This window comes from Pseudomonas sp. A34-9 (assembly GCF_029543085.1).
Classification (GTDB): Bacteria; Pseudomonadota; Gammaproteobacteria; order Pseudomonadales; family Pseudomonadaceae; genus Aquipseudomonas.
The window spans coordinates 682113-696381 of record NZ_CP119967.1; the positions used below are offsets into that span (position 1 = coordinate 682113).

The 14269-nt window shown below is 59.8% G+C and carries 14 protein-coding genes; 10 read left to right on the forward strand and 4 right to left on the reverse strand.

The features are described 5' to 3' along the window. Window positions 1-216: 216 nt before the first annotated feature. A complete protein-coding gene (locus P3G59_RS02930; RefSeq protein WP_277760392.1) occupies window positions 217-2292 on the forward strand; it encodes an AsmA family protein in 2076 nt (691 codons plus the stop codon). A 215-nt stretch (window positions 2293-2507) separates the two neighbouring features. On the opposite strand, the gene P3G59_RS02935 is transcribed toward P3G59_RS02930, so the two are convergent. Both P3G59_RS02935 and P3G59_RS02940 read right to left on the reverse strand, forming a co-directional pair. After that, window positions 2508-3041 (reverse strand): ferritin-like domain-containing protein, encoded by a 534-nt coding sequence (locus P3G59_RS02935; RefSeq protein ID WP_093430205.1) that lies wholly within the window; start codon window positions 3039-3041, stop codon window positions 2508-2510. Window positions 3042-3139: 98 nt separating this feature from the next. Continuing rightward, a complete protein-coding gene (locus P3G59_RS02940) occupies window positions 3140-4087 on the reverse strand; it encodes a LysR substrate-binding domain-containing protein (protein ID WP_277760393.1) in 948 nt (315 codons plus the stop codon). Between the two features lie 109 nt (window positions 4088-4196). Between P3G59_RS02940 and P3G59_RS02945 the strand changes: the two genes are divergently transcribed. From P3G59_RS02945 to P3G59_RS02955, 3 genes are all read left to right on the forward strand, one after another. Next, window positions 4197-4835, forward strand: coding sequence for an NAD(P)H-dependent oxidoreductase (locus P3G59_RS02945; protein ID WP_277760394.1), 639 nt, complete (start codon window positions 4197-4199; stop codon window positions 4833-4835). After that, window positions 4836-5141 carry a multidrug efflux SMR transporter gene (locus P3G59_RS02950; protein WP_277760395.1) on the forward strand — a complete coding sequence of 102 codons (306 nt, stop codon included), beginning with the start codon at window positions 4836-4838 and terminating at the stop codon, window positions 5139-5141. A gap of 91 nt (window positions 5142-5232) precedes the next feature. Further along, window positions 5233-6111, forward strand: coding sequence for a triacylglycerol lipase (locus P3G59_RS02955; RefSeq protein WP_277760396.1), 879 nt, complete (start codon window positions 5233-5235; stop codon window positions 6109-6111). A 100-nt stretch (window positions 6112-6211) separates the two neighbouring features. Here P3G59_RS02955 and P3G59_RS02960 read toward each other — a convergent pair whose 3' ends face one another. Beyond that, window positions 6212-7099, reverse strand: coding sequence for a DMT family transporter (locus P3G59_RS02960; RefSeq protein WP_277760397.1), 888 nt, complete (start codon window positions 7097-7099; stop codon window positions 6212-6214). Window positions 7100-7195: 96 nt separating this feature from the next. On the opposite strand from P3G59_RS02960, the gene P3G59_RS02965 reads away from it, so the two are divergent. The 3 genes from P3G59_RS02965 (at window position 7196) to P3G59_RS02975 (ending at window position 9680) form a co-directional block, all read left to right on the forward strand. Beyond that, the gene (locus tag P3G59_RS02965) at window positions 7196-7990 is read left to right on the forward strand and encodes a helix-turn-helix transcriptional regulator (RefSeq protein WP_277760398.1); all 795 of its coding nucleotides are present in this window, start codon (window positions 7196-7198) and stop codon (window positions 7988-7990) included. Between the two features lie 63 nt (window positions 7991-8053). After that, window positions 8054-8359, forward strand: a complete 306-nt coding sequence (locus P3G59_RS02970) for a PsiF family protein (protein WP_007950613.1) — start codon at window positions 8054-8056, stop codon at window positions 8357-8359. Between the two features lie 307 nt (window positions 8360-8666). Continuing rightward, window positions 8667-9680 carry an AI-2E family transporter gene (locus P3G59_RS02975; RefSeq protein WP_201230346.1) on the forward strand — a complete coding sequence of 338 codons (1014 nt, stop codon included), beginning with the start codon at window positions 8667-8669 and terminating at the stop codon, window positions 9678-9680. 113 nt (window positions 9681-9793) lie between these two features. Here the strand turns inward: P3G59_RS02975 and P3G59_RS02980 are convergent, their stop codons facing one another. Next, the gene (locus P3G59_RS02980; RefSeq protein ID WP_277760399.1) at window positions 9794-11062 is read right to left on the reverse strand and encodes an Hsp70 family protein; all 1269 of its coding nucleotides are present in this window, start codon (window positions 11060-11062) and stop codon (window positions 9794-9796) included. Between the two features lie 292 nt (window positions 11063-11354). On the opposite strand from P3G59_RS02980, the gene P3G59_RS02985 reads away from it, so the two are divergent. The 3 genes from P3G59_RS02985 to P3G59_RS02995 all read left to right on the forward strand — a co-directional run bounded on the left by P3G59_RS02985 (window position 11355) and on the right by P3G59_RS02995 (window position 14245). Continuing rightward, window positions 11355-12305 carry a DnaJ C-terminal domain-containing protein gene (locus P3G59_RS02985; RefSeq protein ID WP_277760400.1) on the forward strand — a complete coding sequence of 317 codons (951 nt, stop codon included), beginning with the start codon at window positions 11355-11357 and terminating at the stop codon, window positions 12303-12305. Window positions 12306-12328: 23 nt separating this feature from the next. Then, window positions 12329-12634: a chaperone modulator CbpM gene (locus tag P3G59_RS02990; protein WP_277760401.1), complete on the forward strand. Its 306-nt coding sequence runs from the start codon at window positions 12329-12331 to the stop codon at window positions 12632-12634. Between the two features lie 198 nt (window positions 12635-12832). After that, window positions 12833-14245, forward strand: a complete 1413-nt coding sequence (locus P3G59_RS02995; protein WP_277760402.1) for a hypothetical protein — start codon at window positions 12833-12835, stop codon at window positions 14243-14245. Window positions 14246-14269: the final 24 nt, after the last annotated feature.

Below are 14269 nucleotides of genomic sequence, written 5' to 3' on the forward strand. Positions count from 1 at the left end.
TATTTCCGACTCACTCGCGCCTCGCAAAAGTGCGGGTCGCGGTAACACTGTTCGACTGTTCGGTCAGATTTCGCGCGACTTTTTGCGCGGTAATCGACCTTTCGATTAAACCTGCGGCTGGTTTGCCAGTCGTAGATTTCATGAGGGCCGCTTTGGCCCGCCGTTTCAGCCGTACGCCGCAGTCTTTGCGTGCGGTCGTGATCAGGAGCTTTGTGCATGACGCGCACTGGAAAAATCTTCAGCTGGACCTTCGCCATCCTCGTGCTGCTACTGGCCGTGCTGGTACTGATCATCGTGTTCTTCGACTGGAACCGGATCAAACCGCCGCTCAACGCCAAAGTCTCGGAAGAGCTGCACCGACCGTTTGCCATCAATGGCAACCTCGCAGTGATCTGGCAGCGCGAGCCGGACGAGGGCGGTTGGCGGGCGTGGGTGCCTTGGCCGCACGTGGTTGCCGAGGATTTGAGCCTGGGCAACCCGGACTGGTCGAAGAAACCGCAGATGGTCACGCTCAAGCGCGTTGAACTGCGTATTTCGCCGCTGGCGCTGCTGGCGCAACGCGTGGTGATTCCGCGCATCGACCTGACCGAACCCAATGCCGAGTTGCAGCGTCTGGCCGATGGTCGCGCCAACTGGACCTTCAAGTTCGATCCGAAAGATCCGAATGCCGAGCCATCGAACTGGGTGGTCGACATTGGCGCCATCGGTTTTGACAAGGGCCACGTCACGCTCGATGACCAGACCCTCAAGACCAACCTCGATGTCTTGATCGATCCATTGGGCAAGCCAATCCCCTACAGCGACATCGTCGGTGACAAAGCGGCGAAAACTGCGCAGGACAAGGGCGGTGCGCCGCAGGATTATGCATTTGCCTTGAAGGTCAAAGGCCAATATCACGGCCAGAACCTCACCGGCCAGGGCAAGATCGGCGGGTTGCTTGCCTTGCAGGACGCGAGCAAGCCGTTTCCATTGCAGGCGCAGGCGAAGATTGGCGACACCAGCATCGAACTGGCTGGCACGCTGACTGATCCGCTGAATCTCGGCGCCCTCGATCTGCGCCTGAAACTGGCCGGGGCCAGTCTTGGCAATCTTTATCCACTGACCGGAGTGACTCTGCCGGACACACCGCCGTATTCCACCGACGGCCACCTGATCGCCAAGCTGCATGACGAGGCCGGGGCGAAATTCACCTATGAGCAGTTCAACGGCAAGATCGGCAGCAGTGATATCCATGGCGACCTGACTTACGTCGCCAGCCAGCCACGGCCGAAACTCAGCGGCGCGTTGCTCTCCAATCAACTGTTGTTCGCTGACCTCGCACCGCTGATCGGTGCCGACTCCAATGACAAGCAAAAGGCGCGCGGCGGCGAAAGCAAGCAGCCGGCCGATAAAGTGCTGCCGGTCGAAGAGTTCAAGACTGATCGCTGGCGTGCGATGGACGCCGACGTCGAGTTCACCGGCAAGCGCATCGTCCATAGCGAGAAACTGCCGTTCAACGACCTCTATACCCACCTGAAACTCAACGACGGTGAACTCAGCCTGGAACCACTGCGCTTCGGCGTCGCGGGCGGCAACCTTGATGCCCAGATTCGCCTCAACGGCCGCACCGAACCGCTGGAAGGCCGGGCGAAACTGACGGCGCGCAGGTTCAAGCTCAAGGAGCTGTTCCCGACCTTCGAACCGATGAAGACCAGTTTCGGTGAGCTCAACGGCGACGCCGATATCACTGGGCGCGGTAACTCGGTGGCCAAGTTGCTGGGCGGCGCCAACGGCAAATTGAAGCTGTTGATCAACGACGGCGCGATCAGCCGCGAGCTGATGGAACTGGCCGGGCTTAACGTCGGTAACTATGTAGTCGGCAAGATCTTTGGCGACAAGGAAGTGAAGATCAACTGCGCAGCGGCGGACTTCGATATCAAAACCGGTCTGGCCACCACGCAGCTGTTTGTCTTCGATACCGAGAACGCGATCATCTATATCGACGGCACGGCGAACATGGCCACCGAGCAACTGGATCTGACCGTCACCCCGGAATCCAAGGGCTGGCGTTTGATTTCCCTGCGTTCGCCGCTGTATGTGCGCGGCAAGTTCATCAAGCCGGATGCCGGCGTGAAGGCCGTGCCGTTGATGTTGCGCGGGGCGGGGATGGTTGCGCTGGGTGTGATCGCTGCGCCGGCGGCGGGGCTGTTGGCGCTGGTGGCGCCGAGTGGCGGTGAGCCGAATCAGTGTGCACCGTTGCTGGAACAGATGAAGGCGGGCAAGGCGCCTGTCACCGTAAAACCGACTAAATAAAGAGCCAGATCAAAAGATCGCAGCCTGCGGCAGCGCCTACACGGGAAATGCGTTCTCATGTAGGAGCTGCCGAAGGCTGCGATCTTTCCTGATCGTTCCCACGCTCTGCGTGGGAATGCCTCAACGGACGCTCTGCGTTCGGCATTAAAAAAGGCACGCGGAGCGTGCCGGGCTGCATTCCCACGCGGAGCGTGGGAACGATCAGTCGTCAGGGCTTAGAGGTCGTTCAGGATGTCCGCCATGTCATCGGCATGCTCTTCTTCCTGCGCCAGAATATCTTCGAAGATACGCCGCGTAGTCGGGTCCTTCTCGCCGATGTACTGGATGATCTCGCGGTAGCTGTCGATGGCGATCCGCTCGGCAACGAGGTCTTCGTAGACCATCTCTTTGAGGGTGTTGCCTGCTACGTATTGCGCGTGGGACATCTTCGACAGCATGTCGGGGTTGAATTCAGGCTCGCCGCCCAATTGCACGATGCGCTCGGCCAGACGGTCGGCGTGCTGGGCTTCCTGGGTGGCGTGTTCGAGAAACTCTTCGGCGGCCACATGGGCTTTGACGCCATTGGCCATGAAGTAGTGGCGCTTGTAGCGCAACACGCAGACCAATTCAGTGGCCAGCGATTCATTGAGCAAGCGCAGCACCTCTTCACGGTCGGCGCTGTAGCCTTCGGTGACGGCGCCGTTCTCGACGTGTTGGCGCGCACGTTCGCGCAAGGTTTGAACATCTGACAGATGCAGGTCGTCGCTCATTTCGATCTCCTGGAGGCTAATCCGATTGTCGCCACGTTCTGCGGACGCGGTCGCTACCTAAGCTGTGAGTCATGAGCGTTGCAAAAAGTTTTATCGGTTTACGCAACCCCTGCAGGAGCTGCCGAAGGCTGCGATCTTGGCGTCAGCCCGGACAAAACTGCCTCCTCGCGCAACCAGGCAAAAAACGCCCGCACTGGCGGATGGCGCTCGCGCCCCGGCACACACAACGCGCTGTAGCCTGCGCCATCGACCTGAACGTGGCCCATGAACGGCACCAGCAAACCACTGGCAACACTCTCCGACACCAGAATATTGCTCGCCAGCACCAGCCCTTGCCCGGCGATCGCCGCTTGCAGGGCGTAGTGCTCTTCATCGTATTCGCGGATGGCCGGCTGCGGGTGTAACCAGTTTTCGCCAGCCTTCGTGCACCACGCCTCCCAGCCATGGGCGTAAAGCTTCGAGTTGTGCCAGCGCACGCTGATCAACGTCGGTGTGCGCCGCGCGGCCAGCGCCACTTGCTCGGGCGAGCCGTAAACGCCGAACGATTCATCGAACAGGCACAGGCCATACAGGTTGGGGTAATCGTCGAGGCTGTAGCGCAAAACCAGATCGACACTGGCGTCCTGGTGCAGATCGATGACGTCGCAGTGGGTGTCGAGGCGCACGTTGATGTTCGGATGCTGCGCATAAAAGCGGCCAAGGCGCGGCACCAGCCATAACGCCGCGAATGCCGCGGTGGTCGACAGCGTCAGGGTGCTGCCGCTGCGTTGCGGACGCAGGGTGTCGACGCTTTGCGCCACCTCCAGCAGGGCGCCGTGCAGGCTGCGAAACAGGCGCTCGCCGCCCTCGGTCAGGCGCACCTGGCGTGGCAGGCGTTCAAACAACGCGACACCGAGCCAGTCTTCCAGTGAACGGATCTGGTGGGAAATCGCGGTCGGCGTGACCGACAGCTCCTCGGCGGCGGCCTTGAAACTGAGCAATCGTGAGGCCGATTCAAAGGCGCGCAGGGCGGTCAAGGGCAGCGAGGCGAACATTGAGAACTCCATGGATGAAATGGATTCATCCCGACTGATTTTTGCTCATTTGAGAACAAGCAGTGACGAGCTGCAAGCTGCGAGCCACAAGCAGTTTGATTCTAGTCCGGAGGATTTACAGATGAGCAGAATTCTTGCGATTCATTCCAGCCCACGTGGCGACCGTTCCCACTCGCGGCGTCTGGCGGAAGTTTTTCTCAGTGCCTGGCAGGTGCGTCATCCGCAGGCGCAGGTGACTCGGCGTGAAGTCGGTCGAGCGCTGATTCCGGCCGTCAATGAAGCCTTTGTCGCCGCCGCGTTTTATCCACAGCCTGAAGCACGTCCATTGTTCATGCAGGCCGATCTGGCCCTGAGCGATCAACTGGTCGGCGAGTTGTTCGACCACGACCTGCTGCTGATTTCCACACCGATGTACAACTTCAGCGTGCCCAGCGGCCTCAAGGCCTGGGTCGATCAGATCGTGCGCCTTGGCCTGACCTTTGATCACACGCTGGACAACGGCGTCGCCCAATACACGCCGCTATTGCAGGGCAAGAAGGCGCTGATCGTGACCAGTCGCGGTGGTTTCGGCTTCGGTCCGGGTGGCGAGCTGGAAGCCTTGAACCACGCCGATCCATGGCTGCGCACGGCGCTGGGTTTCGTCGGTATCAACGACGTCACCGTGGTCGCCGCCGAGGGTGAAGAATCCGCCGAGCGCACCTTCGCGGTGTCGCTGGCCGAGGCTGAGCAGCGTTTGCTCGACCTGGCCCGGACGTTCTAAATGGCTTGGTTATGTTTGCTGATCGCCGCCGGGTTCGAAGTGACCTTCGCCATGGGCATGAAGTACGCCGAAGGCTTTACCCGGCTGTGGCCATCGTTGATCACCGTGGTCGCGGCGATCGGCGGGATTTACTTTCTGACCCTGGCGATGCGCGAGCTGCCAGTGAGCATTGCGTACCCGATCTGGACGGCCATCGGCTCACTTGGCACGGTGTTCCTCGGGTTTGCGTTGCTCGGCGAGAGCCTGACGCTGGTCAAACTGCTCTCAGTGGGACTGATTGTGGCGGGGGTGGTGGGCCTGAAGTAGGCTGGTTGTTGAGTTGTCATCATCAGGGAGGATGTTTGGCGGGCGTTTTGCACGTCTGGCATCCACTCACCGACCACAAGGATGTTTGCCCATGTCGACGCGTTATCCATTGGTGCTGGTGCCGGGCATGCTCGGTTTTATCCGGCTGGTGCTCTATCCGTATTGGTACGGAATCATCAAGGCGTTGCGTCGTGGTGGTGCGACGGTGATTGCCGTGCAGGTGTCGCCGCTGCATTCCACAGAAGTGCGTGGAGAGCAGTTGCTGGCGCAGATCGATGAAATTTTGCGTGAGACCGGCGCGCAGAAGGTCAACCTGTTCGGCCACAGCCAGGGTTCGCTGACGGCACGCTATGCGGCAGCGAAACGGCCGGATCTGGTGGCCTCGGTAACGTCGGTGGCCGGACCCAATCACGGTTCGGAGCTGGCCGACTATCTGCAGCGACACTACCCGGCCGACAGCGCCAAGGGGCGCCTTCTTGAGGCGTTGCTGCGCTTTGTCGGGTGGCTGATGGCGTTATTGGAAACCGGCTATCACGGGCCGAAACTGCCGGTGGATATCCACGCTTCGCACCAATCGCTGACCACCGAAGGCGTGGCGCTGTTCAACCAGCGTTATCCACAGGGCTTGCCTGAAACCTGGGGCGGACACGGGCCGGAGGAGGTCAATGGCGTGCGCTATTACTCGTGGTCGGGGACGTTGCAGCCGGGCAAGACCGATCGTGGCGGCAATCTGTTCGACGGGACCAATCGCAGCTGTCGCTTGTTTGCGAAAACCTTCGTGCGTGAGCCGGGGCAGTGCGACGGCATGGTCGGGCGCTACAGCTCGCATCTGGGCACGGTGATTGGCGACGACTATCCGCTGGATCACTTCGACATCGTCAATCAGTCGCTGGGCCTGGTCGGTAAGGGTGCAGATCCGGTGCGGCTGTTTGTCGAGCATGCGGCGCGGCTTGAGGCTGCGGGCCTTTAGGATCAAAAGATCGCAGCCTGCGGCAGGTTCGGTGGCGGACACAAATTTTGTGAGCGCCCCAAACCCATGCAGGAGCTGCCGCAGGCTGCGATCTTTTCCATCAGGCAACGCTGATCCGGCGGCCCAACACGGTGGTCCAGCGTTCGGACAGAATCACCCCGCCCAAGGTCAGCAACCCACCGACCAAGTGATACATCGCCAACTGCTCTTTCAGCACTACCGCCGCAATCAGCGCGGTAATCAACGGCAGCAAATTGAAGAACAATGTCGTCCGGCTCGGCCCCAGACGCTGCACCGCCTGCATCCACGCCAGCGGTGCGAGCATCGACGCCAACAGGCACGCATACAACACCAGCGGAATGTTCTGCAGGGTCAGCCCGGTCTTCGGCGAAGCGGCATACAGCGGAAACAACACGACAATCGCCACCAGCACCTGCAAATACAGCAACACCAGCGGCGGCAGGCGCAACTGCCATTTCTTTAACAGCGTGCTGTAGATCGCATAGGCCAAAGTCGCGATCAGCATCATCGCATCACCCATGTTCAGCCCGTGTTGCAGTAACGCACCGAGGCTGCCGGACGACACCACCACCAGCACACCGGCAAACGACAAGACTGCACCGACCAGCGCGCCGGCCGTCAGGCGCTGGCCGAGGCTGATGATCGCCATGGCCAGCGACATCAATGGCATCAGCGACAGAATGATGCCCATGTTGGTCGCGGTGGTCAGGGTCGCGGCGAAGTAGGCGAGGCTTTGATACACCGCCATGCCGAGTACGCCGAGGATGAAGATCTTGCCCAGGTTCGGACGGATCTGCGGCCAGTGTGCGATCACCGCTTTGAGCATGAAAGGAGTGAACAGCAAACCGGCGAGCAGCCAGCGGTAGAAACCGATCTCGGCGGGGAAAATCGCCCCGACCGCCAGTTTGTTGATCACGGTATTGCCGGCCCAGATAAAAATCGCCAGCAGCGGAAAAGCGTATTGCATGCGTTGAAACCAGTACGTTGATGAAACGCAATTATCCCTTGTCTGGATGCAGGCCTATACTTCGAACCGGACAAACTGCCTCTGAAACCGGACAGCATGAACAGTAAACACATCGATCTGCTGGATTTCAGCGAACTGCCGTCGACGGTGTACTTCCGTTACGCCGATTTCAACGCCCACGAATTCGCCGCGCCGCATCGCCATCCGTGGGGCACGCTGGAGTATGCGGCCCATGGCGTGTTGCACATGGATGTCGACGGCAGCCGCTTCATGTCGCCGCCGCAATACGCGGTGTGGGTGCCGCCGCAGGTCGAGCACAGTTTCTATAGCCATCAACCGGTCAACTATCGCGCGGTGTGTCTGGACCCCAAGGTCTGTGCCGATTTGCCCCGTCGTGCCTGCACGTTGGCGATCAGCGATATTCTTAAGGCGATTCTCAAGGACTTTGCCGCCCGCGATGTGAAAATTCCCGAACTCGACGCCGATCAGCGATTGGCGCAGGTATTGGTCGATCAACTGCAACAGGCGCCGGTGCACGAATGTTATCTGCCCTATGCGAGCAGTCCGGGTTTGCTGTCGATTCTCGAAACCTTGCAGGCGCAACCGGGTAACAATCAGCCATTGGCGCATTGGGCGCTGCAGGTGCATGTCAGCGAACGCACGCTGGCCCGGCAATTCGTCCGCGAACTGGGCATGAGTTTCGGCGAGTGGCGCCAGCGTCTGCGCTATCTCGCGGCAATCGAGGCGCTGGAGACTTCGCGCAGCGTGCAGGAAATCGCCTTCGATCTCGGTTACAGCAGCGGCTCGGCATTCATCGCCATGTTCGCGCGGCAGGCCGGGTGCACGCCGGAGCAGTATCGCCGTAGCCATCTGGAAGGCAGGAAGGTGTAACAAGATTTGGCTACACTCCAGCAGAGGCCGCCCCCATCGGAGCGGCGACAAGGAGAAAACTCCATGAAGATGTTGCGTGTGCCTTTGTTGATGATTGGTTTGCTCCTGTGTTCCCAGGGTTTCGCCGCCACGGCGCAACAGAACAAGATGACCACCTGCAATGCCGATGCGACCGCCAAGAGTCTGAAAGGCGATGAGCGCAAAACCTTCATGAGCACCTGCCTCAAGGCAGCGCCAGCGGCCAACGATGCCAAGGCCCTGACCCCGCAGCAGGAAAAAATGAAAACCTGCAACGCCGACGCGAAAACCAAAGCCCTGACCGGCGATGCGCGCAAGACGTTCATGAGTGATTGCCTGAAGAAAAAATAACGCGGGTTTGTGGGTAGACCGGGATTGATGTGGTCGCCTCGAGGCCTGCCCTCACCCTAACCCTCTCCCAAAGGGAGAGGGGACTGACCGCGTTGTCTCAATACATTCTTCGACCTGAACTATCCGGTCGATTATGGATTCAATACAGCACTCTCAGGTCGCCCGATTTTCCGAACATCCCCCAATCGGTCCCCTCTCCCTCTGGGAGAGGGCTAGGGTGAGGGCTCAAAGCACCGCATATTTCTAGTGCTCGCCCCGGATCGCTGGCAGACTGCCAATCCTTTTACGCCGTTCGTTTTGAGGCTGTATGCCAACGTTTTCTGAGCGTCATGTAGTGTTCTGGGTCAGTTGCATCATCATTTTCGGCGGTCTGCTGTTGGTGCTGCCGCTGCGCTTGTTGCCGAGCCTGCTGGCCGGGCTGCTGGTGTTCGAACTGGTCAACATGCTCACCCCGCAACTGCAACGGCTGATCGAAGGGCGGCGCGCGCGTTGGCTGGCGGTGGCGTTGCTGGGTACGTTAGTGGTGAGTGTGCTGGCATTGATCTTTGCCGGGGCGATCAGTTTCCTCCTGCACGAGGCGGAAAATCCTGGTGCCTCGCTGGACAAATTCATGGGCGTGGTCGATCGCGCACGCGGTCAGTTGCCGCCGTTCATCGACGCTTATCTACCGGCCAGTGCCGGAGAATTCCGCGTAGCAATCGGCGAATGGCTGAGCAAGCATCTCTCTGAGTTGCAACTAGTCGGCAAGGATGCGGCGCACATGTTCGTGACGCTGCTGATCGGCATGGTGCTCGGTGCGATCATCGCCCTGCAGCGCGTGCCGGATGTCACCAAGCGCAAACCGCTGGCGGCGGCGCTGTTCGACCGTCTGCACCTGCTGGTTCAAGCGTTTCGCAATATCGTTTTCGCGCAGATCAAGATCGCCCTGCTCAACACCTTCTTCACCGGGATCTTCCTCGCGGTGATCCTGCCGATGTTCGGCGTGAAGCTGCCGTTGACCAAAACCCTGATCGTCCTGACCTTCCTGCTCGGTTTGCTGCCGGTCATCGGTAATCTGATTTCCAACACGCTGATCACCATCGTCGGCCTGTCGCTGTCGATCTGGGTGGCGGTGGCGGCTCTGGGTTATCTGATCGTTATCCACAAGCTCGAATACTTCCTCAACGCGCGCATTGTCGGCGGGCAGATCAGTGCCAAGTCGTGGGAGTTGCTGTTGGCGATGCTGGTGTTCGAGGCCGCGTTCGGCCTGCCGGGGGTGGTGGCGGGGCCGATTTATTACGCGTATCTGAAGAGTGAGTTGAAGCTGGGCGGGATGGTTTAACAGCTGCTTCGAGTTGCAAGCTTCAAGCTGCAAGTGAAAGCAGAAGCGAGAGCCGCAGTGGCTCTTGCTTTTGCTCTTACTTGCCGCTTGCAGCTTAAAGCTTGCAGCTGCCGTTAAACGCCATAGCGTTTGCGGGCTTCAATCGCCAAACCGCTACCAATGCTGCCGAAGATATTCCCTTCAACATGCCGCGCATTCGGCAGCATCGCCGAGACGCTGTTGCGCAGCGCCGGAATCCCGCTCGAACCACCGGTGAAGAACACCGTATCCACCTGCTCCACCGACACGCCCGCATCGTTCAACAGTTGCGTGACACTGCCGCGCACTCGCTCCAGCAGGGCATCAATCGCCGACTCAAACAAAGCGCGGGTCAGCTCCACGCTCAGCCCGGCCTCGATGCGGTCCAGCGGCACATGGCGACTGTCGGTGTGGGTCAGCTGGATTTTGCTCTCTTCGACTTCCATCGCCAGCCAGTGCCCGGCACGCTGCTCGATCAATTTGAACAGACGATCGATGCCGCCAGTGTCTTCGATGTCGTAGCGCATGCTGCCCAGCGCCAGGCTGGATTTCTGCGAGTACACCGAGTTGATGGTGTGCCAGGTCGCCAGGTTCATGTGGTGGCTGGTCGGCATGTAGGCGCCGCTCTTCATGCGGCTGCCGTAGCCGAACAACGGCATCAGACCCTGCAGGCTCAGCTGTTTGTCGAAGTCGGTCCCGCCGATGTGCACGCCACCGGTGGCGAGGATGTCGTCGTGACGGTTGTCCAGACCACGGCGCTCTGGCGACAGGCGCACCAGCGAGAAGTCAGACGTACCACCGCCGATGTCGACGATCAGTACCAGCTCTTCTTTCTCGATAGTCGACTCGTAGTCGAAGGCCGCCGCAATCGGCTCGTACTGGAAGGAGACTTCCTTGAAGCCAATCTTCTTGGCCACATCGACCAAAGTGTCTTCAGCTTCCTGGTCGGCCAGCGGATCGTCATCGACGAAGAACACCGGGCGGCCAAGCACCACTTGTTCGAACTCTCGACCGGCGGCAGTTTCAGCGCGGCTCTTCAACTGGCCGATGAACAGGCCGAGCAAGTCCTTGAACGGCATCGCCGTGCCGAGCACGCTGGTGTCGTGCTTGATCAGCTTGGAACCGAGCAGGCTTTTCAGCGAGCGCATCAGGCGGCCTTCGTAGCCTTCCAGGTACTCGTGCAGCGCCAGACGACCGTACACCGGGCGGCGCTCCTCGATGTTGAAGAAGACCACCGACGGCAGGGTGATCTTGTCGTCTTCCAGCGCGATCATCGTTTCCATGCCGGGGCGCAGCCAGCCGACGGTGGAGTTGGACGTGCCGAAGTCGATGCCGCAGGCACGGGCTGGAGAGGCGTCTTTCATGTCTTTCGGTTCCGGTCAAAAAAACGGCCGCGCAGTGTATGTCAGTGCGCGCCAGAATCGAAGGCCGGTCATCTGCTATTTCACGACTAAACTGCCTTGAAACCTCAAGCTTTGCCCCAAACTTGCTGGCATGGGCCGGCAGAACCACCGGCGGTCACAAGAACCGCCGTCCACTGCCGATAAACTTCTGTTGCGCCACCCGGTCACAAACTTGAGATCGGTCAACCTGGCACGCGCGAATCGGCGCATGCTGGCATCGGCGCGAAATCGATAACGGATGGTGATTCCTTCAATGGACTTCAAAGACTATTACAAGATACTCGGCGTGGAGCCGACAGCCGACGACAAGGCAATCAAGGCGGCCTATCGCAAGCTGGCGCGCAAATACCACCCCGATGTCAGCAAGGAAAAAGACGCCGAGGCCAAATTCAAGGATGCCTCGGAAGCCTATGAAGCGCTGAAAAACGGCGAAAAACGCGCCGAATACGACGAACTGCGCCGCTACGGCCAGCACGGTCAGCCGTTCCAGGGGCCACCGGGCTGGCAGAGCCGTGGTGGCTTTGGCGGCGGTGGTGGCGACACCGGCGACTTCTCGGACTTCTTCAGTTCGATCTTCGGCAATCGCGGCCCCGGTTTCGGTGGCGGCGAAGGCCGGCAACAACGCAGCGCAGGGCGCCGAGGGCAAGACGTGGAAATGGAACTGCCAATCTTCCTCGAAGAGACGCTGGCGAACGAGTCGAAGAAAGTCACCTTCCAGGTGCCGCAATACAACGCCAACGGTCAGCACGTCAGCAACACCAGCAAGAGCCTGAACGTGAAAATCCCGGCGGGCGTATCCGACGGCGAGCGTATTCGCCTCAAAGGCCAGGGTGCCCCGGGCGTCGGTGGCGGGGCGAATGGTGATCTGTACCTGACCATTCGTTTCGCGCCACACCCCAAATTCGATGTAGAAGGCGAAAACCTGATCATCACGCTACCGCTGGCACCGTGGGAGCTGGCACTGGGCGCCGAAGTGGCCGTGCCGACCCTGACCGGCAAGATCAACCTCAAGGTCCCCGCCGGTAGCCAGAACGGCCAGCGCATGCGCGCCAAGGGCCATGGCCTGAAAAACAAGGCAGGCGAGCGCGGTTACCTGTTCGTCCAGCTCAAGGCCGTGATGCCGAAGGCCGCTGACGACGAGGTCAAGGCGCTGTGGCAGGAACTGGCGAAGAAAGCCGCCTTCAACCCGCGCGAGAACTTCTAAATTCGACGACGGAGTAGCCCATCATGAGCAGCCCCCTGATCGTTCAACTGGACTTGGCAGAATTCTGTGAGGCGGCCGATTTATCGGACGTCTACGTGATCGAAATTGTCGAACACGGCATCCTCGAACCTCAGGGTGCGCAGCCCCGGGAATGGCGCTTCACCGATTACGAGTTGGCGCTGGCCAAGCGGGCGGCGAAGTTGCGCCGGGATCTGGAGCTGGAGTGGGAAGGCGTCGCTCTCGCGCTGAATCTGCTGGAGGAGGTTCGCGAGTTGCGCGCCGAGAATCGCATGTTGCGCCAGCGATTGGGGCGGTTGGTGGTCGAGTAGGCTATCGGAATTTATCTTGCGTCCGATGGGCCGATTCGCAAGCAGGCCTGGCCTCCTCAGGGTAAATGTTTGCAGGTATTTCTCCCGGTATTAACCGGCCGCACGGTCTGCTAGTTTTCCGGGCGAAGGTCGGCAATGGATGCCGACTGTCGTCGCGCCATTCAGGTCGCGGTGACACTTTGCAAAGGAAGCCTGTTCATGCCAGTCAAACCCAAACCGCCAAAACCGCCCAAACCGGGCACAGCCGATGTAAACACCCCCCCGCGTACGCCCGTGGATGCAACTCCCCACGATTCCGCTCTGTTGCATCTGACATCCGCTCCATTCATGCGCAGGTCACCGCCCGATACGAGCGAGCCCGGCAGTAGCACGCCGCAAATTGAAACGGCGGCAGCGCCGCACAGCTTACAAGTTCACCCGATAGCGTCCACGTCTGCCACTTTTTCTTTGGCCGCAACCCCTTATCTGCAGGATTACCTGATTCCTTCAACAGCCGATTTACCGGAGGCGAATACTCAGGGATTTCGCGTGTTCAACAGCCGCCTCTACGCTGATGTTCAGGGCGGCGGTACTGTGCTGGTCGGCATCGATGGCGAAACCGGCCTGCACCGGGCACAGCTGCACAGCGAGCGGTGGCCGTCCGGCCCTGAACTCGCCTACGATCCATTGCACAATCACTGGTACATGCTGCCGGATGTCAGCGCGTCAGCGGACGGCGGCGCCGTTGTGGCGCGCAAAAGCCGCAGGGTCTCCCGGCAGAGTGACGAGGCCTATGAGTCTGCTCTGGAAGAGCTGCCAGACGATGTCGATACGGCGCAGGAACACTTCTATATGGCGTCTGAATCGATGCCCGTCAAACCTTTCACTAATGACGAACAGATTACGATGCGCAGCGAAACGCGCTTTTCATACCTCGGCAATCAACCTGGGATCTACGACCGCGGCAATAATGGAAAATACCCATTCCGGGACCTGGATGGCAGACCTGTCCGGATAAAGAAGCTGCAGACCCTCGTGCGTTTTGACGACGGCGGCCGATACACCTCCGAGCAGGTCAAGCCCTACATCAAATTTGGCGCATACGAGAGTGTCGCGCGGTTGTATGAAGAAAAGCTGCAATGGCGATTGTTCACAGAGGCCGACATGAGGACGCCCGGAGAGCGGGCCTTGATCGGCCAGTCGTTGGTGGTAGCCAACCGGCGCATCACCCGAGGTGAGGTGGTCGGCGTCTATGCTGGCGCCATCATGCCAGGACGTCTTGTGCCGCTCTCTCAGCAGTCATACACCATGAAGGTCGGCATACGTTATCAACCAGGACCTGGATATTTGATCCCCGAACAACTTGCGTTGGTCGGTGACACGATTATCTCCCGGATCAACACGTACTTCTGGTATGACGCAACGGGCAAGCCGGTTCGTCAGGCTACGGATGGCTATAACGTCGAATTCGTTCCATTCACTGTCGAAGCGCAACAGTGGATAGGCAAGAAACTGGTAACCCGGGACTTCATTCTCAATGCCATATTCGCTACCGAAGACATTCCGGCAGGAACCGAGTTACGCATAAATTACAACTACAGCGATGCGGACATCGCGACGTTGTTCCCGTGATTGCCTGAGCGATCGCTACTGAAT